Origin of the sequence: Kitasatospora sp. NPDC002040, assembly GCF_040296785.1 — a bacterium.
Taxonomy (GTDB): Bacteria; Actinomycetota; Actinomycetes; order Streptomycetales; family Streptomycetaceae; genus Kitasatospora.
This window is the reverse complement of sequence record NZ_JBEOXV010000001.1, coordinates 875,064-900,796: the sequence shown is the minus strand read 5'-3', so window position 1 is coordinate 900,796 and position 25,733 is coordinate 875,064. Positions and strand designations below refer to the sequence as shown.

General features: G+C 68.2%; 38 protein-coding genes. 3 read left to right on the top strand and 35 right to left on the bottom strand.

Going from position 1 to position 25,733, the window contains the following annotated elements; genetic code table 11:
- Positions 1–5: 5 nt before the first annotated feature.
- The 29 genes from rpsM to ABT118_RS04265 all read right to left on the bottom strand — a co-directional run bounded on the left by rpsM (position 6) and on the right by ABT118_RS04265 (position 16,976).
- Positions 6–386, bottom strand: coding sequence for a 30S ribosomal protein S13 (gene rpsM, locus ABT118_RS04405; RefSeq protein WP_350644802.1), 381 nt, complete (start codon positions 384–386; stop codon positions 6–8).
- A gap of 195 nt (positions 387–581) precedes the next feature.
- On the bottom strand, positions 582–695 hold the full coding sequence (gene rpmJ / locus ABT118_RS04400) for a 50S ribosomal protein L36 (RefSeq protein ID WP_003956441.1): 114 nt from the start codon (positions 693–695) through the stop codon (positions 582–584).
- Between the two features lie 35 nt (positions 696–730).
- Positions 731–952, bottom strand: a complete 222-nt coding sequence (gene infA, locus ABT118_RS04395) for a translation initiation factor IF-1 (RefSeq protein ID WP_014047798.1) — start codon at positions 950–952, stop codon at positions 731–733.
- A gap of 160 nt (positions 953–1,112) precedes the next feature.
- The gene (mscL, locus tag ABT118_RS04390) at positions 1,113–1,535 is read right to left on the bottom strand and encodes a large conductance mechanosensitive channel protein MscL (protein ID WP_350644800.1); all 423 of its coding nucleotides are present in this window, start codon (positions 1,533–1,535) and stop codon (positions 1,113–1,115) included.
- A gap of 109 nt (positions 1,536–1,644) precedes the next feature.
- On the bottom strand, positions 1,645–2,484 hold the full coding sequence (gene map / locus ABT118_RS04385) for a type I methionyl aminopeptidase (protein WP_350645110.1): 840 nt from the start codon (positions 2,482–2,484) through the stop codon (positions 1,645–1,647).
- A 132-nt stretch (positions 2,485–2,616) separates the two neighbouring features.
- Positions 2,617–3,276: an adenylate kinase gene (locus ABT118_RS04380; RefSeq protein WP_350644799.1), complete on the bottom strand. Its 660-nt coding sequence runs from the start codon at positions 3,274–3,276 to the stop codon at positions 2,617–2,619.
- Positions 3,276–4,583 (bottom strand): preprotein translocase subunit SecY, encoded by a 1,308-nt coding sequence (gene secY / locus ABT118_RS04375; RefSeq protein ID WP_350644798.1) that lies wholly within the window; start codon positions 4,581–4,583, stop codon positions 3,276–3,278. Before secY ends, ABT118_RS04380 begins: the two co-directional genes overlap by 1 nt.
- A gap of 297 nt (positions 4,584–4,880) precedes the next feature.
- Entirely contained in the window at positions 4,881–5,336 is a 456-nt protein-coding gene (gene rplO, locus ABT118_RS04370; RefSeq protein ID WP_350644797.1) for a 50S ribosomal protein L15, read from the bottom strand.
- 1 nt (position 5,337) lies between these two features.
- Positions 5,338–5,520 carry a 50S ribosomal protein L30 gene (gene rpmD / locus ABT118_RS04365; protein WP_014136270.1) on the bottom strand — a complete coding sequence of 61 codons (183 nt, stop codon included), beginning with the start codon at positions 5,518–5,520 and terminating at the stop codon, positions 5,338–5,340.
- The gene (rpsE, locus tag ABT118_RS04360; RefSeq protein WP_057231312.1) at positions 5,520–6,155 is read right to left on the bottom strand and encodes a 30S ribosomal protein S5; all 636 of its coding nucleotides are present in this window, start codon (positions 6,153–6,155) and stop codon (positions 5,520–5,522) included. The genes rpmD and rpsE overlap by 1 nt, the downstream gene beginning before the upstream one ends.
- 48 nt (positions 6,156–6,203) lie before the next feature.
- Positions 6,204–6,587, bottom strand: a complete 384-nt coding sequence (gene rplR / locus ABT118_RS04355; protein WP_344459728.1) for a 50S ribosomal protein L18 — start codon at positions 6,585–6,587, stop codon at positions 6,204–6,206.
- A gap of 3 nt (positions 6,588–6,590) precedes the next feature.
- Positions 6,591–7,130, bottom strand: coding sequence for a 50S ribosomal protein L6 (gene rplF, locus ABT118_RS04350; RefSeq protein WP_057231316.1), 540 nt, complete (start codon positions 7,128–7,130; stop codon positions 6,591–6,593).
- Between the two features lie 22 nt (positions 7,131–7,152).
- Entirely contained in the window at positions 7,153–7,560 is a 408-nt protein-coding gene (gene rpsH, locus ABT118_RS04345; protein ID WP_073924300.1) for a 30S ribosomal protein S8, read from the bottom strand.
- Positions 7,561–7,825: 265 nt separating this feature from the next.
- A complete protein-coding gene (locus tag ABT118_RS04340; RefSeq protein WP_104816571.1) occupies positions 7,826–8,011 on the bottom strand; it encodes a type Z 30S ribosomal protein S14 in 186 nt (61 codons plus the stop codon).
- A gap of 3 nt (positions 8,012–8,014) precedes the next feature.
- A complete protein-coding gene (gene rplE / locus ABT118_RS04335; RefSeq protein WP_350644795.1) occupies positions 8,015–8,584 on the bottom strand; it encodes a 50S ribosomal protein L5 in 570 nt (189 codons plus the stop codon).
- Positions 8,584–8,895 carry a 50S ribosomal protein L24 gene (gene rplX, locus ABT118_RS04330; protein ID WP_057231325.1) on the bottom strand — a complete coding sequence of 104 codons (312 nt, stop codon included), beginning with the start codon at positions 8,893–8,895 and terminating at the stop codon, positions 8,584–8,586. Before rplX ends, rplE begins: the two co-directional genes overlap by 1 nt.
- A gap of 15 nt (positions 8,896–8,910) precedes the next feature.
- Positions 8,911–9,282, bottom strand: coding sequence for a 50S ribosomal protein L14 (gene rplN / locus ABT118_RS04325; RefSeq protein WP_030263487.1), 372 nt, complete (start codon positions 9,280–9,282; stop codon positions 8,911–8,913).
- Between the two features lie 99 nt (positions 9,283–9,381).
- Positions 9,382–9,657, bottom strand: a complete 276-nt coding sequence (gene rpsQ / locus ABT118_RS04320) for a 30S ribosomal protein S17 (RefSeq protein ID WP_057231327.1) — start codon at positions 9,655–9,657, stop codon at positions 9,382–9,384.
- A complete protein-coding gene (gene rpmC / locus ABT118_RS04315) occupies positions 9,657–9,881 on the bottom strand; it encodes a 50S ribosomal protein L29 (protein ID WP_030055825.1) in 225 nt (74 codons plus the stop codon). The genes rpsQ and rpmC overlap by 1 nt, the downstream gene beginning before the upstream one ends.
- Positions 9,881–10,300, bottom strand: coding sequence for a 50S ribosomal protein L16 (gene rplP, locus ABT118_RS04310; protein ID WP_184918570.1), 420 nt, complete (start codon positions 10,298–10,300; stop codon positions 9,881–9,883). Before rplP ends, rpmC begins: the two co-directional genes overlap by 1 nt.
- A 5-nt stretch (positions 10,301–10,305) precedes the next feature.
- Positions 10,306–11,139 (bottom strand): 30S ribosomal protein S3, encoded by an 834-nt coding sequence (rpsC, locus tag ABT118_RS04305; protein ID WP_350644794.1) that lies wholly within the window; start codon positions 11,137–11,139, stop codon positions 10,306–10,308.
- Positions 11,139–11,486: a 50S ribosomal protein L22 gene (gene rplV / locus ABT118_RS04300; RefSeq protein WP_057231334.1), complete on the bottom strand. Its 348-nt coding sequence runs from the start codon at positions 11,484–11,486 to the stop codon at positions 11,139–11,141. The genes rpsC and rplV overlap by 1 nt, the downstream gene beginning before the upstream one ends.
- Before the next feature lie 49 nt (positions 11,487–11,535).
- Complete coding sequence (rpsS, locus tag ABT118_RS04295; protein WP_350644792.1) at positions 11,536–11,817, bottom strand: 30S ribosomal protein S19; 282 nt, start codon at positions 11,815–11,817, stop codon at positions 11,536–11,538.
- 11 nt (positions 11,818–11,828) lie between these two features.
- The gene (rplB, locus tag ABT118_RS04290; protein WP_350644790.1) at positions 11,829–12,665 is read right to left on the bottom strand and encodes a 50S ribosomal protein L2; all 837 of its coding nucleotides are present in this window, start codon (positions 12,663–12,665) and stop codon (positions 11,829–11,831) included.
- Positions 12,666–12,707: 42 nt separating this feature from the next.
- Entirely contained in the window at positions 12,708–13,028 is a 321-nt protein-coding gene (gene rplW, locus ABT118_RS04285; RefSeq protein WP_030393296.1) for a 50S ribosomal protein L23, read from the bottom strand.
- Positions 13,028–13,705, bottom strand: a complete 678-nt coding sequence (rplD, locus tag ABT118_RS04280) for a 50S ribosomal protein L4 (protein ID WP_350644788.1) — start codon at positions 13,703–13,705, stop codon at positions 13,028–13,030. Before rplD ends, rplW begins: the two co-directional genes overlap by 1 nt.
- Before the next feature lie 4 nt (positions 13,706–13,709).
- The gene (gene rplC / locus ABT118_RS04275) at positions 13,710–14,354 is read right to left on the bottom strand and encodes a 50S ribosomal protein L3 (protein ID WP_350644786.1); all 645 of its coding nucleotides are present in this window, start codon (positions 14,352–14,354) and stop codon (positions 13,710–13,712) included.
- 14 nt (positions 14,355–14,368) lie between these two features.
- The gene (gene rpsJ, locus ABT118_RS04270) at positions 14,369–14,677 is read right to left on the bottom strand and encodes a 30S ribosomal protein S10 (protein WP_012785157.1); all 309 of its coding nucleotides are present in this window, start codon (positions 14,675–14,677) and stop codon (positions 14,369–14,371) included.
- Positions 14,678–15,155: 478 nt separating this feature from the next.
- Positions 15,156–16,976: a glycosyltransferase family protein gene (locus ABT118_RS04265; protein ID WP_350644784.1), complete on the bottom strand. Its 1,821-nt coding sequence runs from the start codon at positions 16,974–16,976 to the stop codon at positions 15,156–15,158.
- A gap of 384 nt (positions 16,977–17,360) precedes the next feature.
- Between ABT118_RS04265 and ABT118_RS04260 the strand changes: the two genes are divergently transcribed.
- On the top strand, positions 17,361–18,605 hold the full coding sequence (locus ABT118_RS04260) for an acyltransferase family protein (protein WP_350644783.1): 1,245 nt from the start codon (positions 17,361–17,363) through the stop codon (positions 18,603–18,605).
- Between the two features lie 74 nt (positions 18,606–18,679).
- On the opposite strand, the gene ABT118_RS04255 is transcribed toward ABT118_RS04260, so the two are convergent.
- From ABT118_RS04255 to rfbB, 6 genes are all read right to left on the bottom strand, one after another.
- Entirely contained in the window at positions 18,680–19,573 is an 894-nt protein-coding gene (locus ABT118_RS04255) for a glycosyltransferase family 2 protein (RefSeq protein WP_350644782.1), read from the bottom strand.
- A 9-nt stretch (positions 19,574–19,582) separates the two neighbouring features.
- Positions 19,583–20,359 (bottom strand): glycosyltransferase family 2 protein, encoded by a 777-nt coding sequence (locus ABT118_RS04250; protein ID WP_350644781.1) that lies wholly within the window; start codon positions 20,357–20,359, stop codon positions 19,583–19,585.
- Entirely contained in the window at positions 20,356–20,757 is a 402-nt protein-coding gene (locus tag ABT118_RS04245; RefSeq protein WP_350644780.1) for a DUF2304 family protein, read from the bottom strand. The genes ABT118_RS04250 and ABT118_RS04245 overlap by 4 nt, the downstream gene beginning before the upstream one ends.
- Before the next feature lie 95 nt (positions 20,758–20,852).
- On the bottom strand, positions 20,853–22,172 hold the full coding sequence (locus tag ABT118_RS04240) for a lipopolysaccharide biosynthesis protein (RefSeq protein WP_350644779.1): 1,320 nt from the start codon (positions 22,170–22,172) through the stop codon (positions 20,853–20,855).
- Positions 22,169–23,071 (bottom strand): dTDP-4-dehydrorhamnose reductase, encoded by a 903-nt coding sequence (gene rfbD, locus ABT118_RS04235; protein ID WP_350644778.1) that lies wholly within the window; start codon positions 23,069–23,071, stop codon positions 22,169–22,171. Before rfbD ends, ABT118_RS04240 begins: the two co-directional genes overlap by 4 nt.
- Positions 23,068–24,045: a dTDP-glucose 4,6-dehydratase gene (rfbB, locus tag ABT118_RS04230; RefSeq protein WP_350644777.1), complete on the bottom strand. Its 978-nt coding sequence runs from the start codon at positions 24,043–24,045 to the stop codon at positions 23,068–23,070. Before rfbB ends, rfbD begins: the two co-directional genes overlap by 4 nt.
- A gap of 135 nt (positions 24,046–24,180) precedes the next feature.
- On the opposite strand from rfbB, the gene rfbA reads away from it, so the two are divergent.
- Positions 24,181–25,056: a glucose-1-phosphate thymidylyltransferase RfbA gene (rfbA, locus tag ABT118_RS04225; RefSeq protein WP_350644776.1), complete on the top strand. Its 876-nt coding sequence runs from the start codon at positions 24,181–24,183 to the stop codon at positions 25,054–25,056.
- A 2-nt stretch (positions 25,057–25,058) separates the two neighbouring features.
- Positions 25,059–25,658 carry a dTDP-4-dehydrorhamnose 3,5-epimerase gene (gene rfbC, locus ABT118_RS04220; RefSeq protein WP_350645109.1) on the top strand — a complete coding sequence of 200 codons (600 nt, stop codon included), beginning with the start codon at positions 25,059–25,061 and terminating at the stop codon, positions 25,656–25,658.
- Positions 25,659–25,733: the final 75 nt, after the last annotated feature.

Here is a 25,733-nt window from a genome sequence, read left to right as displayed (position 1 = left end):
GCGGACTACTTCTTGCCCGGCTTCTTCTTGCCGGCAATCGCGCGACGCGGGCCCTTGCGGGTACGCGCGTTGGTGTGGGTGCGCTGGCCGCGGACGGGGAGACCCCGACGGTGGCGCAGACCCTCGTAGCAGCCGATCTCGACCTTGCGGCGGATGTCAGCGGCAACCGCGCGGCGGAGGTCACCCTCGACCTCGAAGTTCGCGTCGATGTACTGGCCGAGCTTGACCAGGTCGTCCTCGGTGATGTCGCGGACCCGGATGTCCGGGTTCACGCCGGTCTCCGCGAGCGCGAGCTGCGCGCGGGTGCGACCGATGCCGTAGACGTAGGTGAGGGCGATCTCGATGCGCTTCTCACGCGGGAGATCAACGCCTGCGAGGCGTGCCATTCAAGGCTCCTGTTTTTCTTCAGAGGTCTGACGTGCTACCTACTCCGACACCTCTCGGTGTGGGAGCCCCGGCCTCTGACCGGGGGTGGCAGTCCGTCCGCGAGGACGGATCGGGTAGCCCGCTTATGACGATGTTCTGCGTCGCGCGAGGCAGTGCTCACGCAAAGACTTACGAGAAATGCGGGGTGAAGCTGCTCAGCCCTGGCGCTGCTTGTGGCGCAGGTTGTCGCAGATCACCATGACCCGGCCGTGACGGCGGATCACCTTGCACTTGTCGCAGATCTTCTTGACGCTCGGCTTGACCTTCATGATTCAGGTACTCCGGGTCTAGATCTGGCAGTTGCTTACTTGTACCGGTAGACGATCCGACCGCGAGTCAGGTCGTAAGGGCTGAGCTCAACGACCACGCGGTCGTCCGGGAGGATACGGATGTAGTGCATCCGCATCTTGCCGCTGATGTGCGCGAGGACCTTGTGACCGTTCTGCAGCTCAACCCTGAACATGGCGTTCGGAAGAGACTCGATCACGGTGCCCTCGATCTCAATGGCGCCTTGCTTCTTTGCCATGAACTGCGAGATCCACCTTCCGGGGACGGCTACCGTATGCGGCACGCTCGTGCGAACCTGGGTTCACCACTGCCCGACCGGGCAGAGGGCGCGCTGAAGCACGCTACGAGTGAGCCGACGGTCCATCGTACGCCACCGCCCGGTCCCGGACCAAAACGGGCTAGAGCGCCACCGGGATCAGCGGCTCGACGTGCGCGGTGCAGGCCGAGCAGCGGCGGGCCGCCTCCGGTATCTCGGTCAGGCACTCGGGGCACGGGCGCTTGGTGACCTTCGGCTTCTTCGGCAGGTAGCGGGCGGTCGCCTTGGTGACCGGCAGCACCACGAAGAAGTAGAGGACGGCAGCGGTCAGCAGGAACGCGATCAGCACGTTCAGGAACTGGCCGTACGGGAAGGTGACCCCGACCACGTCGAAGCTGTATGAGCGGAAGTCGCCGGCCGCGCCGACCACCACGCCGACCAGCGGGGTGAGGAAGGCCGCCACGAAGCCGGTCACCACCGCGGTGAAGGCCGAGCCGATGACGACACCGACCGCCATGTCGATCACGTTGCCGCGCATCATGAAGTCGCGGAATCCCTTGAGCACTTGCTGGTCCCTTCGAAGCCGTTGTCAGCTCCTAAAAATAGGACAAAGGACCTGGAGGACGAAACCTCCAGGTCCTTGACGGCCCGTCAACCCCGGCCGGACGGCTGTGCTAGCCCAGCGGGTCCGGCGCCGCCACCACGCCCAGCTTGGCCAGCTCCGCCTTGCCGCCGTCGAAGGCGGTCAGCACCAGCGGGCCCTGCTCGGTGATCGCGACCGAGTGCTCCCAGTGCGAGGCCCAGGTGCCGTCGTTGGTGACGACCGTCCAGTCGTCCTCCAGCACGGTGGTGTGCGGGGTGCCCAGCGAGACCATCGGCTCGATCGCCAGCACGGTGCCGGGGATGAGCTTCGGGCCCTTGCCGCGGCCGCGCTCGACGTAGTTCAGCACGTGCGGCTCCATGTGCATCGCGGTGCCGATGCCGTGGCCGCCGTACCCCTCGGTGATGCCCCACTTGCCCTTGGGGGGCAGCGGCTGGCGGCGGATGAAGCCTTCGATCGCCTTGGAGACGTCGACCAGCCGGTTGTTCTTCTTCATCTGGGCGATGCCGGCCCACATCGAGCCCTCGGTCACCCGGCTGAGCATCTCCACCTCGGGCGCGACCTCGCCGACCGCCACGGTGATCGCGGCGTCGCCGTGCCAGCCGTCGACGATCGCGCCGCAGTCGATCGAGATCACGTCACCCTCGACCAGCACTCGGTCGCCCGGGATGCCGTGCACCACCTCGTTGTTGACGGAGGCGCAGATCACACCGGGGAACCAGAGCCCGCCGTGGTCCGCGCGGAAGTTGGAGGTCGCGCCGTGGTCGGCGATCACCTTGGCCGCGATGTCGTTCAGCTCCTGCGTGGTGACGCCCGGCTGCACCGCCTCGCGGGCCGCCTTGAGCGCCTCGGCGACGACCAGCCCGGCCACCCGCATCTTCGCGATCTGCTCGGGGGTCTTGATCTCCACCATCTGGTCCACGCCTTCCACTGTCCGAATGCCCGTCCGGGCCTTGCCGGGGGGCCGTACTGCTTGCCTGTCCACCGTACGACGCCGAGACGGCCGGGACTCCCCCTGCGGGGTGTCCCGGCCGTCTCGTCGGTCTCAGCTGCTCTTCTTGCTCTCCAGCGCGGCCACTGCGCGCTCGGTCACCTCGTCGACCTTGCCCAGCGCCGGGATGGTGACCAGCAGGCCCTGCTGGTTGTAGTACTCGATGATCGGCTCGGTCTCCGTGTGGTAGACCTCCAGCCGCGTCCGCACCTTCGCCTCGGTGTCGTCCGAGCGCTGGTACAGCTCGCCACCGCACTCGTCGCAGACGCCCTCGGCCTTCGGCGGGTTGTAGACCACGTGGAACACGTGGCCCCCGTCGTTGCGGCAGAGCCGGCGACCGGCGATCCGCTTGACCACCTCGTCCTCGGGGACCTCCAGGTCCAGCACGCCGTCGAGGGCGATGCCGAACTCGACCAGGATCTCGTCCAGGGCCTTGGCCTGTCCGAGGTTCCGGGGGAATCCGTCCAGCAGGAAGCCGTTGCCGGCGTCGGGCTGCGACATCCGGTCCTTGGCCATCCCGATGGTGACCTCATCCGGTACCAGACGACCCGCGTCCATGTACGCCTTCGCCTCGAGCCCCAACGGGGTGCCCTGGCTGATGTTGGCGCGGAACAGGTCTCCGGTGGAGATGTGGGGAATGGACAGGGTCTTGGCCAGGACGTGCGCCTGAGTACCCTTCCCGGCCCCGGGAGGTCCGACGAGGACGATACGCATCAGCGGAGGAACCCTTCGTAATTACGCTGCTGGAGCTGGCTCTCGATCTGCTTCACAGTTTCGAGTCCGACACCGACGACGATGAGCACGCTGGTGCCACCGAACGGGAAGTTTTGGTTCGCGTTGAAGGCGACCAGGGCGATCATCGGGATCAACGCGATCAGGCCCAGGTAGAGCGACCCCGGCCACGTGATACGGGTCAGCACGTAGTTAAGGTACTCGGCCGTCGGTCGGCCGGCCCGGATGCCCGGGATGAAGCCACCATACTTCTTCATGTTGTCGGCAACTTCTTCGGGGTTGAAGGAGATCGCGACGTAGAAGAAGGCGAAGAACACGATCAGCACGAAGTACGTGGCCATGTAGATCGGGTGGTCACCGCGGACGAAGTTGTCGCGGATCCAGGTGGCCCAGCCGGCCTGGCTGTTCGTCAGCTGGGCGACCAGGGCCGGGATGTAGAGCAGCGACGAGGCGAAGATGACCGGGATCACACCGGCCTGGTTGACCTTCAGCGGGATGTAGGTCGAGGTCCCGCCGAACGCCTTCCGGCCGATCATGCGCTTCGCGTACTGGACCGGGATCCGGCGCTGGGCCTGCTCGACGAAGATGACCAGGACCACCACGATCACGCCGATCGCGATCACGCTGAGGAACTCGACCCAGCCGTCACCGATCTTGCCCGAGAGCTTGATCGCCCACATCGAGCCCGGGAAGCCGGAGGCGATGGAGGTGAAGATCAGGATGGACATGCCGTTGCCGATGCCGCGGTCGGTGATCAGCTCACCGAGCCACATCACCATCGTGGTGCCGGCGGTCATCGTGATCACCATGGTGGCGATCCGGAAGACCGACTGGTCCGGCACGACCTGGTTGGCGTACTGGCAGCCCGAGAACAGGGCACCGCTGGAGGCCGTCGCGACGATGCCGGTGCCCTGGAGCACGGCGAGCGCGATGGTCAGGTAGCGGGTGTACTGGGTGATCTTGGCCGTACCGGCCTGGCCCTCCTTCTTCAGCGCCTCGAGCCGCGGGATCACGACGGTGAGGAGCTGGAGGATGATGCTGGCCGTGATGTACGGCATGATGCCGAGCGCGAAGATCGTCAGCTGCAGCAGCGCGCCACCGCTGAAGAGGTTCACCAGGCCGAACAGGCCACTGGGAGTGTCCTTCAGGCACTGGTTGACCGCGACGAAGTCGACGCCCGGTACGGGAACGTGGGCGCCCAGCCGGAACAGCACCATGATGCCCAGCGTGAACAGCAGCTTCTTGCGCAGGTCGGGCGTCTGGAACGCCCGCGCGAACGCACTGAGCACGGTGCCTCCTGCGCCTCCCGCACGTCGTCGGCGGGAGGGTCGGTCCTGAATGGGGGGTGGGGAGTACAGCCCCTTGGAGAGTCCGGCAACCGGACGGCACCAGGCAAGCCTGGGCGCAGCCTACAAGGGAACTCCACGGACTCTAACAGTGTGTGGCCACCCGAAAGAAGCGTGCACAGCCCCTCCCCCACGCACGGGGGACGGGATGCCCGTTTTTCACCACATACGACCGAGGAAAAGCACGAGCCCCGTACCTCCCAGGAGGGAGGTACGGGGCTCGTGGAAAAGTCAGCCAGCTCAGAGGAGCTCGGTGACCGTACCGCCGGCGGCGGTGATCTTCTCGGCGGCGGAGCCGGAGACGGCGTCAACCGTCACCTGCAGCGCAACCGCGATGTCGCCGGTGCCGAGGACCTTGACGAGCTCGTTCTTGCGAACGGCGCCCTTCGCGATCAGGTCGGCCACGGTGACCTCGCCACCCTGCGGGTAGAGCTCGGCCAGCTTCTCCAGGTTCACGACCTGGAACTGCTTGTGCGCCGGGTTCTTGAAGCCCTTGAGCTTCGGCAGACGCATGTGGAGGGGCATCTGCCCACCCTCGAAGCGCTGCGGAACCTGGTAGCGGGCCTTGGTGCCCTTGGTACCACGACCTGCGGTCTTACCCTTGGAACCCTCACCACGGCCGACACGGATCTTGTCGGTCTTGGCGCCGGGGGCCGGGCGCAGGTTGTGGATCTTGATCGGGGCGTTGTCAGCCATTTCAGTCCACCTCCTCGACCGTGACGAGGTGACGAACGGTGTGGACCATGCCGCGGATCTCCGGGCGGTCCTCCTTCACCACGGTGTCGTTCAGCCGCTTCAGGCCGAGCGAACGCAGGGTGTCACGGTGGTTCTGCTTGCTGCCGATGTACGACTTGGTCTGAGTGACCTTCAGGCGAGCCATCAGGCACTCACCGCCGCGGTCCCGGCCGCGCGAGCGCGGAGCAGAGCAGCGGGGGCCACGTCCTCCAGCGGCAGGCCACGGCGGGCCGCGATCTCCTCGGGGCGCACGAGGCCCTTCAGAGCAGCCACGGTGGCGTGCACGATGTTGATCGCGTTGTCCGAGCCGAGCGACTTCGACAGGATGTCGTGAACGCCGGCGCACTCCAGGACGGCACGCACCGGGCCACCGGCGATAACGCCGGTACCGGGGGACGCCGGCTTCAGGAGCACGACGCCGGCGGCCTTCTCGCCCTGGATCGGGTGCGGGATGGTGCCCTGGATACGGGGGACCTTGAAGAAGTTCTTCTTGGCCTCCTCAACACCCTTGGCGATGGCGGCCGGAACCTCCTTCGCCTTCCCGTAGCCAACACCTACGGTGCCGTCACCGTCGCCCACCACGACCAGCGCGGTGAAGCTGAAACGACGACCACCCTTGACAACCTTGGCAACACGGTTGATCGCAACGACACGCTCAACGTAAGCAGTCTTCTCGACGGCGGGGGCGTTGCCCCGGTCGTCGCGCTTACGGTCACGCCGCTCGCCGCCACCGCCGGTGCCGCCGCCGGCGCCGCTACCGCGGCGCTGGGGTCCAGCCATTGGAATTACCTCTCTCGATTACGTCCGTCGACTGAGCCGACGAGCGGCTTAGAAGTCGAGCCCGGCCTCACGAGCAGCGTCCGCCAGGGCGGCAATGCGCCCCGCGTAACGGTTGCCCGCGCGGTCGAAGACAACCGTCTCGATGCCGGCGGCCTTGGCGCGCTCGGCGACCAGGGCTCCGACCTTCTTGGCCAGCTCGGTCTTGTCGCCCTCGTTGCCACGGATGGAAACATCGAGGGTGGACGCCGACGCGAGGGTGTGACCCTTGGCGTCGTCGATGACCTGGGCGACCATGTGGCGGTTCGAGCGGGTCACGACCAGACGAGGACGAACCTCGGTGCCGGTGACGCGCTTGCGAACGCGGATGGCGCGGCGCTTGCGGGCAGCGTTCTTGTAGCCGTTGCCCTTGCCGATCTTCACAGAAAGACTCATGGCTTACTTACCGCTCTTTCCGACCTTGCGGCGGATAACCTCGCCCGCGTACTTGACGCCCTTGGCCTTGTACGGGTCGGGCTTACGCAGCTTGCGGATCTTGGCCGAAACCTCGCCGACCAGCTGCTTGTCGATCCCGTCCACGTGGAACTTGGTGGGCGACTCGACCACGAAGGAGATGCCCTCCGGGGCCTCGATCAGGATCGGGTGGCTGTAGCCGAGCTGGAACTCCATGGAGGAGCCCTTCGCTGCGACTCGGTAACCAACACCGCTGATCTCCAGCGACTTGCGGTATCCCGCGGTCACGCCGGTGATCATGTTCGCCACCAGCGTGCGGGAAAGGCCGTGAAGGGCCTTCGACAGACGCTCGTCGTTGGGGCGGGTGACGAGCAGGGTGCCGTCCTCGCCCTTGCCGATCTCGATCGGCGCGGCGACAACGTGGGTGAGGGAGCCCTTGGGGCCCTTCACCGAGACTGCCTGGCCATCGATGGTGACGTCCACGCCGGCGGGAACCGGGATGGGCAGCCGTCCAATGCGCGACATTGCTGTACCTCCGTTTCCCGAATTACCAGACGTAGGCGAGAACTTCTCCGCCTACGCCCTTCTTGGCGGCCTGCTTGTCGGTGAGGAGACCCGAGGACGTGGAGATGATCGCCACGCCCAGGCCGCCGAGCACCTTCGGCAGGTTGGTGGACTTTGCGTAAACGCGCAGACCCGGCTTGCTGATGCGCTTGATGCCGGCGATGGAGCGCTCACGGTTGGGGCCGAACTTGAGCTCGATGGTCAGCTTCTTGCCGACCTCGTTCTCTTGCGGCTCCTCAACCTTCCAGGAGGAGATGTACCCCTCCTGCTGCAGGATCTCGGCGACGTGCGCCTTGATCTTGCTAGCCGGCATCGCCACGGTGTCGTGGTACGCCGAGTTCGCGTTACGCAGACGCGTGAGCATGTCTGCGATGGGGTCGGTCATGGTCATGATGGCCTCAGGCCTCTCTCGCCGTGGTTTCTCCGCGCCAGGTCCCCCCACCGCACTCGCGAGGAGTGCGGACAGGGGCACAGACGCAGGGGACCTGCGGCGTTAGTAAGACTGGGTGCGAGCCCTCATAAGAGGGTCGCGGACAGCTCTGGCTGCCGCGACAGGGGGCCCGACCCCACTACCTTACGGGATTACCGTACGGACCCCAAAAATGGGGCGTGTGGGGCCGGGCACACTGCTGATTCGCTGTGTGACGGAGCCTGGGTTACCAGGAGCTCTTGGTCACGCCCGGCAGCTCGCCGCGGTGCGCCATCTCACGGAGGCAGACACGGCAGAGGCCGAACTTGCGGTACACCGAGTGCGGACGGCCGCAGCGCTGGCAGCGGGTGTACCCGCGGACAGCGAACTTCGGCTTGCGCTCGGACTTCGCGATGAGGGACTTCTTCGCCATGAGTTACGCCTCCTTGAACGGGAAGCCCAGAGCGCGCAGGAGCGCCCGGCCCTCGTCGTCGGTCTGGGCGGTGGTCACGACGGTGATGTCCATACCGCGCTGACGGTCGACCTTGTCCTGGTCGATCTCGTGGAACATGACCTGCTCGGTCAGACCGAAGGTGTAGTTGCCACGGCCGTCGAACTGCTTCGGGGAGAGGCCACGGAAGTCACGGATACGCGGCAGGGCCAGCGACACCAGACGGTCCAGGAACTCCCACATGCGGTCACCGCGAAGGGTGACGTGGGTGCCGATCGGCTGGCCCTCACGCAGCTTGAACTGCGCGATGGACTTGCGAGCCTTCGTCACCGCCGGCTTCTGGCCGGTGATGGCGGTGAGGTCGCGGATCGCGCCCTCGATCAGCTTGCTGTCACGAGCGGCCTCGCCGACACCCATGTTGACCACGACCTTGACCAGGCCGGGGACCAGCATGATGTTCTCGAACGAGAACTCCTCCTGCAGCTGACCCTTGATCTCGGAGTTGTAACGCTCCTTGAGACGGGGGGTCACCTTCTCAACAGTCGTCTCAGACATCAGATGTCCTCACCGGTTCGCTTGGCAACGCGGATCTTGTTGCCCTCGTCATCGAAGCGGTAGCCAACGCGGGTGACGACCTTCTTGCCGTCCTTCTCCACGACCAGCTGGACGTTGGAGACGTGAACCGGGGCCTCGACGGTGATGATGCCGCCCTGGGTGCCCGGACCCGGCTTGGTGTGCTTCTTGACCCGGTTGACACCCTCGACCAGGACCTTGTTGGTGGCGGGGATGGCCTGGATGACCTTGCCCTGCTTACCGCGGTCCTTGCCGGTGATGACCTGGACCAGGTCACCCTTCTTGATCTTCATGCTGTTCGCCATGGGTTAGAGCACCTCCGGCGCAAGCGAGATGATCTTCATGAACTTCTTGTCACGCAGCTCGCGGCCCACCGGGCCGAAGATGCGGGTGCCACGGGGGTCACCATCGGTGTTCTTGAGAACGACCGCGGCGTTCTCGTCGAAGCGGATGTACGAGCCATCCGGACGACGACGCTCCTTGACGGTACGAACGATGACGCACTTGACGACGTCACCCTTCTTCACCGAACCACCGGGGATCGCGTCCTTGACGGTGGCGACGATGACGTCCCCGATACCGGCGTAGCGGCGACCGGAACCACCGAGAACACGGATGCAAAGGATTTCCTTGGCACCAGTGTTGTCGGCGACACGCAGTCGCGACTCCTGCTGGATCACAGCTTTCTCCTGATCGTCAACGAGAGTCGACGGGCCGGCCGCTGCTCACCCGGTCGCATCGCTGCACCGGGCACATACGGCCGTACCACATCGGCTTCGTTACTTGGCCTTCTCGAGGATCTCGACGACGCGCCAGCGCTTCGTCGCGGACAGCGGGCGGGTCTCCATGAGGAGGACCCGGTCGCCGATACCGCAGGCGTTGGCCTCGTCGTGCGCCTTCAGCTTGTTCGTACGGCGGATGACCTTGCCGTACAGAGCGTGCTTGACGCGGTCCTCGACGGCGACGACGACGGTCTTGTCCATCTTGTCGCTGACGACGAGACCCTCACGGGTCTTGCGGAAACCGCGCGTCTCGTTGGTGGTGTTCTCAGTCATCAGGCGTTCTCCACCGTCTCGATGCCCAGCTCGCGCTCGCGCATCAGGGTGTAGATCCGCGCGATGTCCTTACGGACGAGCTTGAGCCGTCCGTGGTTGTCGAGCTGCCCGGTCGCCGCCTGGAAGCGGAGGTTGAACAGCTCCTCCTTGGCCTCGCGGAGCTTGGCAACGAGACCCTCGTTGTCCAGCTCGCGCAGCTCAGCAGCCTTGGTACCGGCCGACATCAGCTCTCACCTGCCTCGCGCCGGACAATCCGGCACTTCATCGGGAGCTTGTGAGCAGCGCGGGTGAGCGCCTCACGAGCAATCTTCTCGTTCGGGTAGGACAGCTCGAACATGATCCGACCCGGGTGAACGTTGGCGATCCACCACTCGGGGGAACCCTTACCGGAACCCATGCGGGTCTCGGCAGGCTTCTTGGTGAGCGGACGGTCCGGGTAGATGTTGATCCAGACCTTGCCACCACGCTTGATGTGACGGGTGACGGCGATACGAGCGGACTCGATCTGCCGGTTCGTCACGTAGGCGGGGGTGACCGCCTGGATGCCGTACTCGCCGAACGCGAGCTCGGTGCCACCCTTCGCAGCGCCGCGGCGCTTCGGGTGGTGCTGCTTGCGGTGCTTGACCCGACGGGGGATCAGCATGTCGGTCAGGCCTCCGTTCCGGTGCTCTCGACAGCCGGCGCCTCGGCGCTCACCGCGGCCGGAGCCTCGGTGTTCGCGGGACGACGACCGCCACGGGCGCCACCGCGCTCGCCGCCACGGGCACCGCGCTCGCCGCCACGCGCGGGGCGGGCGTCGTTGCGGGCCGGACGGTTGCCCGAGCGGGCAGCAGCGTTCTCAGCGCGGACCTCGGCGATGTTCTTGACGTCGCCCTTGTAGATCCAGACCTTCACGCCGATACGGCCGAAGGTCGTCTTGGCCTCGAAGAAGCCGTAGTCGACGTTCGCGCGCAGGGTGTGCAGCGGCACACGGCCCTCGCGGTAGAACTCCGAACGGCTCATCTCGGCGCCGCCGAGACGACCGGAGCACTGGACCTTGATGCCCTTGGCGCCCGACTTCATGGTGCCCTGCATGCTCTTGCGCATGGCACGACGGAAGGAGACGCGCGAGGACAGCTGCTCCGCGACGCCCTGAGCCACGAGCTGGGCGTCCAGCTCGGGGTTCTTGACCTCGAGGATGTTCAGCTGGACCTGCTTGCCGGTCAGCTTCTCGAGGTCGCCGCGGATGCGGTCGGCCTCGGTGCCACGGCGACCGATGACGATGCCGGGGCGAGCGGTGTGGATGTCGACCCGGACGCGGTCGCGGGTGCGCTCGATCTCAACCTTCGAGATGCCGGCACGCTCCATGCCCTTCGTCATCATGCGACGAATGGCAACGTCTTCCTTGACGTAGTCCGAGTACAGCTTGTCGGCGTACCAGCGGGACTTGAAGTCCGTGCTGATGCCGAGGCGGAACCCGTGCGGGTTAACCTTCTGGCCCATTACCGGGTCCCTTCCTTGCTGCTGACGACCACGGTGATGTGGCTGGTCCGCTTGCGGATCCGGTAGGCACGGCCCTGGGCACGCGGACGGAACCGCTTCAGGGTCGGGCCCTCGTCAACGTACGCCTCGCTGATCACGAGGTCGTCCACGTTGGAGTGGTTGTAGTTGTGCGCGGCGTTGGCGATGGCGCTGTTGAGCACCTTGCCGACCGGCACGGTGGCTGCCTGCGGAGCGAAACGCAGGACGGCCTGGGCCTCCGTGGCACTCATGCCACGGATGAGGTCCACCACGCGGCGGGCCTTCATGGGCGTGACGCGGATGTACCGCGCCTGGGCCCTGGCTTCCATGGTTGTCCCCTTGCTGGTGTAAGTCATTGAGTCGGTACTTCGCTGGCGACTAGCGACGCTTCGACTTGCGGTCGTCCTTGACGTGCCCGCGGAAGGTGCGCGTCGGCGCGAACTCGCCGAGCTTGTGGCCGACCATCGACTCGGTGACGAACACCGGGACGTGCTTCCGGCCATCGTGGACCGCGATCGTGTGACCGAGCATGCTCGGGCTGATCACGGAGCGACGGGACCAGGTCTTGATGACGTTCTGGGTACCCGCCTCGTTCTGCGAGTCCACCTTCTTGAGAAGGTGGCCGTCGATGAAGGGGCCCTTCTTGAGACTGCGCGGCATCTGACCTGCTCCTAGCGCTTCTTGTTGGACTTGCGGCGGCGCACGATGAGAGCGTCCGAAGCCTTGTTGGCCTTACGGGTGCGACCCTCCTTCTTGCCCCACGGCGAGACCGGGTGGCGACCACCGGAGGTCTTACCCTCACCACCACCGTGCGGGTGGTCGATCGGGTTCATGGCCACACCACGCACGGTCGGGCGAACGCCCTTCCAGCGCATACGGCCGGCCTTGCCCCAGTTGATGTTCGACTGCTCGGCGTTGCCGACCTCGCCGACGGTCGCGCGGCAGCGCGCGTCCACCAGGCGGATCTCACCGGAGGGCATGCGCAGGTGCGCCATGCGACCCTCACGGGCGAGCAGCTGAATGCCCGCACCGGCGGAGCGGGCCATCTTGGCGCCGCCACCCGGACGAAGCTCAACCGCGTGGATGGTGGTACCCACCGGGATGTTGCGCAGCGGCAGGTTGTTGCCGGGCTTGATGTCGGCCGCGGGGCCGTTCTCAATCCGGTCGCCCTGGCCGACACCGCGCGGGGCGATGATGTAGCGCTTCTCGCCGTCCGCGTAGTGCAGGAGCGCGATGCGCGCAGTGCGGTTGGGGTCGTACTCGATGTGCGCGACCTTGGCCGGCACGCCGTCCTTGTCGTGACGACGGAAGTCGATCACGCGGTAGGCGCGCTTGTGTCCGCCACCCTGGTGGCGAGCGGTGATACGACCGGCGTTGTTACGGCCGCCCTTGCTGTGCAGGGGGCGAACCAGCGACTTCTCCGGCGTGGACCGCGTGATCTCTACGAAGTCGGCCACGCTGGAGCCACGACGGCCCGGCGTAGTCGGCTTGTACTTGCGGATGCCCATTTGGCTCTCTCGTCCTCGTCCTTATCGACGATCCGGACCCCGTTAGGAGGTCGGACCACCGAAGATGTCGATGCGGTTGCCCTCAGCCAGCGTCACGATGGCGCGCTTGGTGTCCTTGCGCTTGCCAAAGCCCGTCTTGGAGCGCTTGCGCTTGCCCTGACGGTTGAGCGTGTTGACGGACTCGACCTTGACCGAGAAGACCGCCTCGACGGCCTGCTTGATCTGGGTCTTGTTGGCACCCGGCGACACGACGAACGTGTACTTGTTCTCGTCGAGGAGCGAGTAGCTCTTCTCGGAGATGACCGGCTTCACCAGGACGTCACGGGGGTCCGTGAACGTCTTGCTCGTGATCTCTGCAGCCATCAGGCGGCGCTCCCTTCGAGCTCGCCCTCAGCAGCCACAGCCTTGGCGGACGCGGCCGGACCGGCCACGAAACGCTCGAAAGCAGCCTGGGTGAAGACCACATCGTCGGAGACGAGCACGTCGTAGGTGTTCAGCTGACCGGCGTCCAGGATGTGCACGTTCGGCAGGTTGCGAGCGGACTTGATGCCCAGCTCGTCCGCGCGCTCGACGACCAGGAGGACGTTCTTGCGCTCGGAGATCTTGCCGAGCAGGCCCTTCGCGGCCTTGGTCGACGGCGCCTCGGCCGCAATCACGTCGGTGATGACGTGGATGCGGTTGTGGCGGGCCCGGTCGGTGAGCGCGCCACGCAGAGCGGCGACGATCATCTTCTTGGGCGTCCGCTGCGAGTAGTCACGCGGCTTCGGGCCGTGGACAACGCCACCGCCGACGAACTGCGGGGCGCGGGTCGAGCCCTGACGGGCGCGGCCGGTGCCCTTCTGGCGGTACGGCTTGCGGCCGCCGCCTCGGACCTCGCCACGACGCTTGGTCGAGTGGGTGCCCTGACGGGCCGCAGCGAGCTGCGCCACGACGACCTGGTGCATCAGCGGGACGCTGACCTTGGCGTCGAAGATCTCGGCGGGCAGCTCGAGGCTGCCGGCCTTGTCGCCCGAGGGCGACAGGATGTCAATGGTGCTCATATCCTCACAGCCCCTTCGCCGCAGTGCGGACGAGGACGAGGCCGCCGTTCGGGCCCGGGACCGCGCCCTTGATCAGGAGCAGCCCCTTCTCCGCGTCAACGGCATGGACGGTCAGGTTCTGGGTGGTCACGCGCTCGTGGCCCATCCGGCCGGCCATCTTCATGCCCTTGAACACGCGACCCGGGGTGGCGCAGCCACCGATCGAGCCGGGCGAACGGTGCTTGCGCTGCACGCCGTGACCGGCGCCGAGGCCCTTGAAGTTGTGACGCTTCATGACACCGGCGAAGCCCTTGCCCTTGGAGGTGCCGGTCACGTCGACCTTGACACCCGCCTCGAACAGCTCAGCGGTGATCTCCTGGCCGAGGGCGTACTCGGACGCGTCCGCGGTGCGGAGCTCGACCAGGAAGCGGCGCGGGGTGACACCGGCCTTGGCGAAGTGACCCGCGAGGGGCTTGTTCACCTTGCGGGGGTCGATCTCGCCGAAGCCGAGCTGGACGGCGTCATAGCCGGCAGCGTCAGCGGTCTGGATCTGGGTAACGACATTGGGCCCGGCCTTGACGACGGTCACCGGAACGATCCGGTTGTTCTCGTCCCAGACCTGGGTCATGCCGAGCTTCTCGCCCAGGATTCCCTTAATCTGCTTTGCCATCTTCGTCGCGCCTCTCAGAGCTTGATCTCGATGTCGACGCCGGCCGGAAGGTCGAGGCGCATCAGCGAGTCAACGGTCTTCGGGGTCGGGTCGAGGATGTCGATCAGACGCTTGTGAGTGCGCATCTCGAAGTGCTCGCGCGAGTCCTTGTACTTGTGCGGCGAGCGGATGACGCAGTACACGTTCTTCTCAGTGGGCAGCGGCACCGGGCCCGCGACCTGCGCACCAGTGCGAATGACGGTCTCGACGATCTTCTTCGCCGAGGAGTCAATCACCTCGTGGTCGTAGGCCTTGAGCCGGATGCGGATCTTCTGTCCCGCCATGGCTACTCAGTAGTCCTTTGTCTCGTCTGCTGCTTCTTCTGCCGGATTCGGCCGGGTGGCTTGGTCCGGTGGCCCCTTTGGGTGGTTACCTTCCGACCCCCGCGCTCGGGCGTGTCGCCCTGACGCTTGCAAAGAACCGGGAAGGTTTCCCTTCTCGGCCTGCGGAATCGGTGAGCCTTGCACCCACCAGGTGCCGGATCGAGGCCCCGCCCACGCTTCCCGGAAGATTCCCGTACGTCCGCCCCGCAGCTGCCGCGGTGTCGACTACACACCACTGCGTCCACACACTTCACGTGGACACATGAACGGCCATCACGGGAACGACGAGTACCTGGGACTCGCTTCCAGTCCTCCCGGTGGGAGGCGCGCAGCATCGGCACTCAACCGAGCAACTTGGCTATCCTGCCACAGCACGCTGCAGGAATGCCAATCGGGGCCGGTGAGGCGTACCTCACCGACCCCGATCCGGTCGGTCCGATCAGTCCCGTCGCCAGACGACGTAGCCGTTCTGCTGCACGTTGCGGTCGATGTGCCAGCCCGCCGGAGCGTTGGGCCAGCTCTTGGCCGGGGGCGCCACCGGGTCGTACAGGCCGAACAGGGCGACGTTGGCCTCGGCCGGCGGGGTCACGCCCTTGGTCAGGTTCCTGGTCCAGACCCGGCCGTCGATCACCTCGTAGGCCAGGCCCATCCGGATCTCCCAGCGGAAGTCCGGGTCCATCACCACCTGGTCGCCGGGCCGGATGCCCGCGTCCTTCAGGAAGCCGGTCCCGTCGCCGTAGCGCCAGGCGGTGTTCGGCTTGGTGACGTGGTCGGTGATGGTCACCGTGCTGAAGGCCGCGAAGGCCGCCAGCGCCAGGCCGATCACGACGCCGGTCAGCATGGTCCGGCGGCCGCCGAGCAGCCGCAGCAGGACCACCGCGACCAGCACCACCAGGGCCACCGCCGTGGTCCTGACCAGGTGGAAGCTGCCCCAGTTGTCCTGCCAGAGGCTGGACAGGAAGGTCGCGTCCGGCAGCGCCCAGAGGATGAACCAGGACTTCCTGAACTCCCGCGAGGCCAGTTCGAGCACCACCGCCGACACCAGCAGCGTCAGCACCACCGACGACCCGCCGAGCAGCGCGACCCGCTTCCAGCTGCGGGCCCTGAGCAGGATCGCCACCGCCACCACGAAGAAGACCGGCACCAGCAGCGACAGGTAGCGGGCGTACACGATGGTGTCGATCCGGTGGTCCTCCGGCAGGCCGGCCGCGGCGGCCAGTGCGACACCGCACAGCAGACCGACCATCAGGAAGCCCACCACCCGGTCGGCCTTGCTGAACCGCGAGCTGAAGACGACGACCACGCAGGTCACGATCACCACGGCGGCCAGGCCCCAGGTGGAGGTGACGAAGTACCAGATGTGGCCGGACATCCGCATCACGGTGCGCCGGAGCAGGTCCGGCTGGGTCAGCGAGTCGATCACCACGCTGCCGACCTGGCTCGGGTGCGCGCCGTCGATCCGGGTGAGCAGCCAGGAGGTCATCAGGCTCTTGGCGACGAACATCGCCGCCACCACGGCCAGCGCCGACGCGGTGGCGATCCTCGGCGCCCAGCCGAACACCAGCACCACCAGCAGGACCAGGCCGGTCAGCGCGACCACCACGCCGCCCCGGTCGTGGGTCAGCAGGCAGTACCCCGCGCAGAAGCCGGCCAGCAGGCCGAACCAGAGCCGACGGCGGTTGGAGCCCTCCGAGAGCAGCCCGTGCACACCGATCAGCCAGCCCAGCACCAGCGCGGGCAGCGGGGTGTCGGCCATCGCGAACTGCGAGTAGAAGACGACCGGCGGCAGCATGACGGCCGCGGTCGCGAACAGGTACGACAGCGGGCGGGAGATCTGCAGGCGGCGCAGGGCGACGTACGCCAGCGGCAGCACCAGCGAGCTGATCAGGGCGTTGATGCCCATGATCAGGTGGTAGACCTGCACCGGGTCCTGGCTCAGCCGGAAGGCCGGCGAGATCAGCAGCGCGTACCCGCCGGGGAGGACCTCGTTGCCGGGGATCTCGGTGGTCGGCAGGCCGGCGAACATCCGCGCTATGACCAGGTACATCGGCTCGTCCGGCATCACCACCGGGTAGTCCTGGCCGGTGACCAGCGACAGCCGGAAGCACACCTGGGCGACATAGCCGACCAGCAGTGCGATCGGGATCACCCAGCGGGCCTTCCACCAGCCCCTGCGGGCTGCGGGGTCCGCCGAGGAGGGCTGGACGGGCTTCTCGGTCGCCGAGTCGCCGTAGCCCGACTCGTGGGCCAGGTCCGTCATATCGTTCACTTCCGTGGAGTTAACGGCGGGCCGCAGCACTGGCGGGCCGGCTCTGATTCGGCCGGCGATTACAGCGCGGCCGTGCGGTGTCCGGTCGACACACATGAGTCGTGAAGGCCACGCTAGCAAGATGTGTCGAACAGAGGTGCACGCGCCCCTGGCAGTCGGGCGTACCGGCACGGCCGTCACGGGCCCCCGTGCTGGTCACCGACCGGCCGGGTGCCATAGATTTGGCGGTCGAGGTCTGCCGTCCGGCGGCCGGAGGTCACGGCCCGGTCCCGGTGCTCTGTTCGGCACCTCACACACCCGGCGTGCTCCGCTGCCGGCCACCGCGCGACCTCCCGCACCTCTTTCCCGCCCTACCGGCCCGGAGCCCTCCTCACCATGAACCGCAAGAAGCGCAAGCCGAACCGCCTGCTCGCCGCTCCCCCGCTGGCGGAGGCGCTCGGCCGGGAGAACGGGTTCGGGCTGCTCAGGCTGACCCTGGCCCTGGCCGTGATCTTCGCGCACGCCATGCCGCTGGGCTTCGGCTCGGCCGACCTCGGCTTCACCGAATCGCGCGGCCAGACCAACGTCGGTGCGATCGCGGTGAACGGCTTCTTCGTGCTCTCCGGGCTGCTGATCACCCGGAGCGGGGTGCGGCTCAGCACCGGCCGCTTCCTCTGGAACCGCGCGATCCGGATCCTCCCCGCGTTCTGGGTCTGCCTGCTGCTGACGGCGCTGGTGATCGCGCCGCTGGTCGCCCACCGCCAGGGCCGGCTGGACGTCTTCTGGAGCGACCCGCAGGGCCCCTGGCAGTACATCAGGGCCAACTGGGGCCTCGGGGTCGGGCAGTGGGGCATCTCCGGGCTGCTGAACCACAACCCGCACGCGGGGGCGTTCAACGGCTCGGTCTGGTCGCTCGCGTACGAGGTGTTCTGCTACTTCGCGGTCGCCGCCCTCGCCGCCATCGGGCTCTTCCGCCGCAGCACCCGCTGGACCGTGGCCCTGATGGTCGCCGGGCTGTACGCGTTCATGTTCTCGATCGCGATCGACTTCGACCTGATGCGCGCCCCGCAGTACCCGCCGACCGGCCTGCCCGGGTGGCAGCTGCCCTTCCTCGGCGGGCTCGGCATGGAGATGCTGCTCCCGCTGATCCTGATGTTCGGGTTCGGCGCGCTGGCCGAGCTCTACAAGGACCGGCTGCGGATGAACGCCGTCGCCGCCGCGCTGGCCCTGGTGGTCTTCCTCGTCACGGCCAGGTACGGCGGCTTCACCATGATCGGGCTGCCCGCCTTCGCCTACCTGCTGATCTGGCTCGCCGCCCGGATGCCCCGGCCGCTGACCAAGGTCGGCACCAAGGTGGACCTCTCCTACGGCGTGTACATCTACGCCTTCCCGATCCAGCAGTGCCTGACCCTGCTGGCGCTGAACCGCCACGGCTACGCCGTCTACACCGGGCTGTCGGTGCTGCTCTCCCTGGTCGCCGCGCTGTTCTCCTGGTACCTGGTGGAGAAGCCCGCGCTCCGGCTCAAGGACATCGGGAAGAAGAAGAGCCGCCCGGCCGAGGCCGAGGCCCCCGCGGCGGCACCGGCCGCCGCACCGGCGTACGACGACCGGGACGCCCCGCTGGCCGACTCCCGCAGCTGACCGAACGGAAAAGGAGCCCGGCTCCGCCTCATCGAGGCGGAGCCGGGCTCCTTCGTACTGCGCCGGGGACCCGGTCAGACGCGCAGGCCGGCCACGTGGCTGAGCATCGCGCCGATGCCCCGCAGTCCGGCCTTCCGGCCCGCCTGCGGGATCATGCTGAGGGCGTGCAGCCGGGACGAGACGAAGCGGCGCGAGACGGCCGCCGCCCGGTGCCAGCCGAAGGCGTCCAGCCGGTCGGCCGTCTCCCGGAAGAACCGCCTGGCCTCCTCGAAGCGCTTGCCCGTGAAGGCCGTGACCGAGGACTCGCTGACCGCGTGCCGGCGGTAGCTGAAGCAGACCTCCGGGGTGACGGCCAGCGACTCGCCCGCCAGCAGCAGGTCGACGATGATCGCCAGGTCCTGGATGACGCCCAGGTCCGCGCGGAACCGCGCTCCCTTGACCGCCTCGGTCCGCCAGCAGATGGACGGGAAGTACAGCCAGTTCCCCCGCATCAGGCTCACCGCCAGCGACTCCCCGGAGAGGAGCGCGGGCCCGGTGTCCTTGGGGGCGTACAGCCGCCGCTTGACGGTGTCCGCCAGGCTGTCCGCAGGCCGGCCGTCACCGTCGATGACCGCCACGCCGGGCTGCACCAGGCCCGCCTCGGGGAAGCGGTCCAGCGCCGCCCTGACCACCGGGAGGTAGTTGGGGTGCATCAGGTCGTCGCACCCCATCAGCACCAGGTACTCGTACTCGGCCAGCTCCACGCAGCGGTTGAAGTTCCCGGTCACGCCGAGGTTGGCCTCGTTGCGGAAGTACCGCACCCGCGGGTCGGCCAGGGCCTCGAACCAGCCAGGGACCTCCGGTTCCTGACCGTCGTCGACGACGGTCAGGCGCCAGTCGTCGCCATCCTGCGCCAGCACGCTGTGGACGGCGTCCTGCATCAGCTGGACGTCGCCGTAGTAAGGCAGCAGGATCTCGAATCGGGACATCGCGTGAACCTACACCTTGCCGATGAGCTCGGGCCGGTTGACGGCCGTACGGGTGGTGGGCTGGATCGCCTTCACGTTCGCCGGCATCCGGCGGATCATCGCGAGCAGCAGCACCAGACCCGCACGGGACAGGTAGACCATGGCCTTGATCGGCGAGGCGCTGGGCGTGCCGGTGGTCCGCTCGCGCATCGCCACCGGCACCTGCCGGATGGTGAAGCCGCAGCGGGCCGCGCCGACCATGCTCTCGATGGTGTCGCCCAGGTACTCGACCGGGTACCACTGCGAGAAGAACTCGATCAGCGACTTGTTGCACGCCTTGAAGCCCGAGGTGGTGTCGGTGAGGCGGGTACCGGTGATCCGGGACAGCACCACGGAGAGCAGCTTCATGGCCCACTTCCGGGGGCCGCGCACCTTGTAGCTGCCCTCGCCGTCGAAGCGGGCGCCGATGACCAGGTCCGCCTCCTCCAGCTTGGCCAGCAGGGCGGGGACGTACGCCGGGTCGTGCTGGCCGTCGGCGTCGCACTGGATCGCGACGTCGTAACCGTGCAGGTGCGCGTAGCGGTAACCGAGCCGCATCGCGCCGCCGACACCGAGGTTGTACGGGAGCTGGGCGACCCGGGAGCCGGCGAGCGCGGCGACCGCGGCGGTGTTGTCCACGGAGCCGTCGTCCACCACGAGGGTGTCGGCTCCGGGCAGCTTCTCCTGGATCTCGCGGAGGATCTTCGGCAGACCCTCCGACTCGTTCCACGCGGGAAGGATGATCAGTACCCGCTTGCCGTCGATCATGTCCGCACCTCGGGGTCGGAAAGGCTGCTCTGGTCGGTGCTCGCCCGGGCGATCGGGAAGCCGTGGTGCTCGGCGAGGTGGGCGCGCATCATCGCGACGTCCTCGGCCAGGGTGCGGGTCTCCGCCTCCAGCCTGCTGGTCTCCCAGCTGAGGTGGACGCAGACCAGCAGGACCAGCAGGAACCCCAGGAACAGCACCAGGCTGGCGCCGGAGGCAATACCGAGACGACGGGCGGTCGAGTCGAGCACCCGGGGGAAGAACCCCAGGGGCGCGACGACCACGCCGATGCCGAGCCAGAGCGCGGCGTACTTCTCCCGGAGTTGCTGACGGCGCAGCAACTCCAGGATCCACACGAGCACCAGCACGCCGGTGATCGAGGTCAGCACACTCAACTGCACGATGGGGTTCGCCTTTCACGCGTGGGTGAGGCACATATTAGGGACGCGGAAATCACAGCGCCCTTTCGGGGGAGCGGAAAACGGGACACGGGGGCTCAGCCGGCCGGAATGCTGTCGGCGGCGAGCGGTACCTGCACCGGCCGGGACCCGGCGCCGGGCACGCTACCGCCACCGCGCAGCGCCAGCAACAGAACGCCGAGGACCACCAGCGGCCCCACGGCGTAGGCGACCTCGACCCGCACCGCCGGATCACCCGGCAGACAGGTGACGGCGAGCAACGCCAGGGTGCCGGCCAGCCATCCGAGCAGCTGTCGGCGGTGGTGACCGCGGGCGATCACCGCCTGCCCGACCACGGTGGCCAGCAGATAGGCAAGGGTACCGATGGAGAGCCAGAGGAAGTCGACCGCGCCCAGAGCATGCCGGTCGGCGTTGAACGCCAGGTGAATGATCCAGGGGCCGAGCAGCACCGCGGGCACCCCGCCGAGCACACCGAGCGCGGTCACCATGGCGCAGGTCCGGGTCAGCAGCCGGCGGAAGCCGAGCCGGTCCCCGGTGGCCACCGCGGTCGAGAGGCCCGACATCAGCGAGGCCTGCAGCGCGCCGAAGACGAACAGCGGCACCCGGCTGAGCACCATCGCAGCCGTGAACGCGCCGACCAGGACGGCCTGGCTCGGTGCGACCACCTGGATGCTGAGCACCGCGGCGTTCGCCACGAACTGCGCGAGCAGGAACGAGCCGGTCAGCAGGCCGAGGCCACTGCACAGCTCGCGCCAGCCGATCGCCGGACCCGGCCGGGCCGACCGGAGCGTGAGCGGCAGGCTGAGCAGCATCGCGAGCAGCGGCGCCACCGCCAGGATCAGGCTGTAGGCGAGCGCCGAGTCGACGCCCGCGACCATCAGCGCGATCGCGAGGACCATCCGCAGCACCCCGTCGAGGCCGAGCTGGGCACCGTACGCGGTGAACAGCCCGAGCCCCGCCAGCACGCCGCGGGTCAGGTAGCAGGCGGCCGGGCCGACGAAGGCGGCGCCGAGCGCCACCACCATGGTCCGGTCGCCGTGGAAGAAGACGTCCGCGATCTGGCCCGAGAAGACGGCGAGGCCGACCAGGACGGTCGCCAGGACCGCGCCGGTCAGCACGGTGGCCTTGCGCAGGACGGGCATCGCCCCCTGGCCGGTGGCCGCCCGGGCCGCGATCACCCGGGTGAGCTCCTGCTCGACCGGGAAGAACAGGCCGAGCCCGAAGGACATCGCCATCGTCCACAGCACCGAGACCTCGGCGAGCGACTCCCGGTCCAGCGCGTGGCCGGCTATGCCGAGGTGCACGTAGGAGGCGACACCGAGGGTGACGGTGCCCAGGGCGACGGCGAGCAGTCCGGGCGGCAGCGCCCGGGTGAGCCTGCCGAGCACGCCGGTCACGGCCGCACCGGCGGGCGCAGCTCGACGAAGGCCGGGCGCTCCAGCGCCTCGGCCAGCATGGCCGGCCACTCGGGCAGCGGCGCCAGCCCGGCGGCGGCCCAGCGCTGGTGGGCCAGCACGCTGAAGGCGGGCCGCACCGCGGGGCGGACGAACGCCGCGGAGGTGGTCGGACGGATCCGCTCCGGGTCGAGGCCGCTCAGCCGGTACGACTCACGGGCCAGCCCGAACCAGGTGGTCCGGCCGGTCGCGGTGCCGTGGTAGACCCCGGCCGGTGCCCGTCCCGCCAGGGCCGCCAGGCCGAGGGCGGTGAGCTGCCGGGCCAGGGCGCGCGACCAGGTCGGCTGGCCGTGCTGGTCGTCCACCACGTCCAGGGTGTCGCGCTGGGCGGCCAGCTTGAGCATGGTGGCGACGAAGTTCGGACCGTGCTCGCCGTACAGCCAGGCGGTCCTGACGATGTATCCGGACTCCGGCAGCAGCTCCAGCACCGCCTGCTCGCCGACCAGCTTGGACCGCCCGTAGGCGTTCACCGGCGCGGTCGGGGCGTCCTCGGCGTACGGCTCGGCGGCGTCGCCGGCCAGCACGTAGTCGGTGGACACGTGCAGCAGCCGGGCACCGGTCGCGGCGCAGGCGGCGGCGAGGTTGCGCACCCCGGTGCCGTTGACCTCGGTGGCGGCCTGCTCGGCGCTCTCGGCGCCGTCGACGTCCGTCCAGGCGGCGCAGTTGACCACCACGGCGTGGCCGGAGACCGCGGCCAGCACGGCCGCGGCGTCGGTGATGTCCAGGTCGGCCCGGCCGAGCGCGGTGACCTCGGCCCCGGCGGCGTCCAGCTCGGCCAGGACGTCCCGGCCGAGCATCCCGGCGGCGCCGGTCACCAGCCAGCGGACAGTGTCGGCGGTCACTTCTCCAGCGCCGCCTTCTGCTTCAGCGGCTCCCACCAGGCGCGGTTCTCGCGGTACCAGGCGATGGTCGCGGCGAGGCCGTCCTCGAACCGGACCTGCGGCTCGTAGCCGAGCTCGGTGCGGATCTTGCTGATGTCGAGCGAGTAGCGGAGGTCGTGGCCCTTGCGGTCCTCGACCGGCTCCACCATGTCCCAGCCGGCGCCGGCGGCCTCGAGCAGCAGACCGGTCAGCTCCTTGTTGCTGATCTCGGTGCCGCCGCCGATGTTGTAGACCTCACCGGCGCGGCCGCCGCGCATCACGAGCTCGATGCCGCGGCAGTGGTCGGCGACGTGCAGCCAGTCGCGGATGTTGCCACCGTCGCCGTACAGCGGCACCTTGCGGCCGTCGATCAGGTTGGTGGTGAACAGCGGGATGACCTTCTCCGGGAACTGGTAGTGCCCGTAGTTGTTGGAGCAGCGGGTCACCACGACATCCATCTTGTGGGTGCGGTGGTAGGCCAGGGCCAGCAGGTCGGAGCCGGCCTTGGAGGCGGAGTACGGGGAGTTGGGGGCGAGCGGCCAGGTCTCGGTCCAGGAGCCCTCGCTGATCGAGCCGTACACCTCGTCGGTGGAGACGTGCACGAAACGGGCCACACCGTGCTTGCGGGCGGCGTCCAGGAGGACCTGGGTGCCCACCACGTTGGTGAGGACGAACGGGCCCGCACCGGCGATCGAGCGGTCCACGTGGGACTCGGCCGCGAAGTGCACCACGACGTCGTGGCCGGGCATCACCTGGTCGACCGCTTCCGGGTCGCAGATGTCGCCCTGGACGAAGGAGTAGCCCGGGTGCTGGGCCACCGGGTCGAGGTTCGCCAGCACACCGGAGTAGGTGAGCTTGTCGAAGACGGTGATCCGGGCGCCCTCGTCCGCTCCGAGAAGCTGACGGACGAACTCCGAACCGATGAATCCGGCGCCGCCGGTCACGAGGATGCGCATAATGCGCGAAGTCTACCTGCGCCGCCGGGGCCGCCACGACCGGCCCGGACCGCTCGTGGGAGGGCTCACCCCCGGACCCCTCCGTCGCCCTCCGGGGCCGCCGGTGCTCGTCCCCGGGCGGTCTAAGCTGCTCGCATGCGTGGAATCCTCCTGGCCGGCGGAACCGGCTCGCGGCTCTGGCCGCTGACCCGAGCCGTCTCGAAGCAGCTCCTCCCGGTCTTCGACAAACCGATGATCTACTACCCGCTCTCCACCCTCGTGATGGCGGGGATCAGCGAGATCCTGATCATCACCACCCCTGCCGACCGCGAGCAGTTCGAGCGGCTGCTGGGCGACGGTTCGCAGCTCGGGCTGCGGCTCGAGTACGCCGTCCAGGAACGCCCCGAGGGGATCGCCCAGGCGTTCGTCCTGGGCGCCGACTTCATCGGCGACCAGCCGGTGGCGCTGATCCTCGGCGACAACATCTTCCACGGCAGCGGCCTCGGCACCCGGCTCGCGCAGCACACCGGCGCCGAGGGCGGCCGGGTGTTCGCCTACCCGGTGGCCGACCCGACCGCGTACGGCGTGGTCGAGTTCGACGCCTCGGGCCAGGTGATCTCCATCGAGGAGAAGCCCACCGCGCCCAAGTCGCGCTACGCCGTTCCCGGCCTCTACTTCTACGACAACCGGGTGGTCGAGATCGCCCGCGGCCTGAAGCCCAGCGCCCGCGGCGAGCTGGAGATCACCGCGGTCAACGAGGCCTACCTGAACGCCGGCGACCTGCACGTGACCATCCTCGACCGGGGCACCGCCTGGCTCGACACCGGCACGTTCGTCTCGATGGTGCAGGCCTCGGAGTTCGTCCGGGTCATCGAGGAGCGCCAGGGCTTCAAGATCGGCTGCATCGAGGAGGCGGTCTGGCGGGCCGGCCTGATCAGCTCCGACCAGCTGCGGGAGCTTGCCGAGCCCCTGCTCAAGAGCGGTTACGGCGACTACCTGGTGGCGCTGCTGGACGAGGAGGACGCCCGGTGAAGATCGAGGAGCTTTCGATCGAGGGGGCCTGGGAGATCACCCCGCAGCTCCACGGCGACCCGCGCGGCCTGTTCACCGAGTGGTACCGCTTCGACAAGCTGGCCGCCGTGGTCGGGCACCCGCTGCGGCTCGCGCAGGCGAACCTCTCGGTGTCCAGCCGCGACGTGGTCCGCGGCATCCACTTCGCCGACGTGCCGCCCGGCCAGGCCAAGTACGTGACCTGCGTCCGGGGCGCGGTGCTCGACGTGATCGTCGACCTGCGGGTGGGCTCGCCGACCTTCGGCCGCTGGCAGGGCGTGCGGCTGGACGAGGACGAGCGCAAGGCCGTCTACATCTCCGAGGGCCTCGGGCACGGCTTCTGCGCCCTGAGCGACGACGCGACGCTGACCTACCTGTGCTCCGAGCCGTTCAACCCCACCGGCGAGCACGGCGTGCACCCGCTGGACCCGGAGCTGGGCATCGAATGGCCGGCCGGGACGCCGCAGCTGTCCGCCAAGGACGCCCAGGCGCCCTCCCTGAGCGAGGCGCTGGCCAGCGGCCTGCTGCCCGACTACCAGGCCGTCAAGGCGTTCACCGCGGGCCTGGGCGCCGAGCGCCCCTGACCGTGCACCGAACCGTGAGGGCCCGGCAGTCGAATCGACTGCCGGGCCCTCACGTGTGCTCCGGGGCGGGCTCGG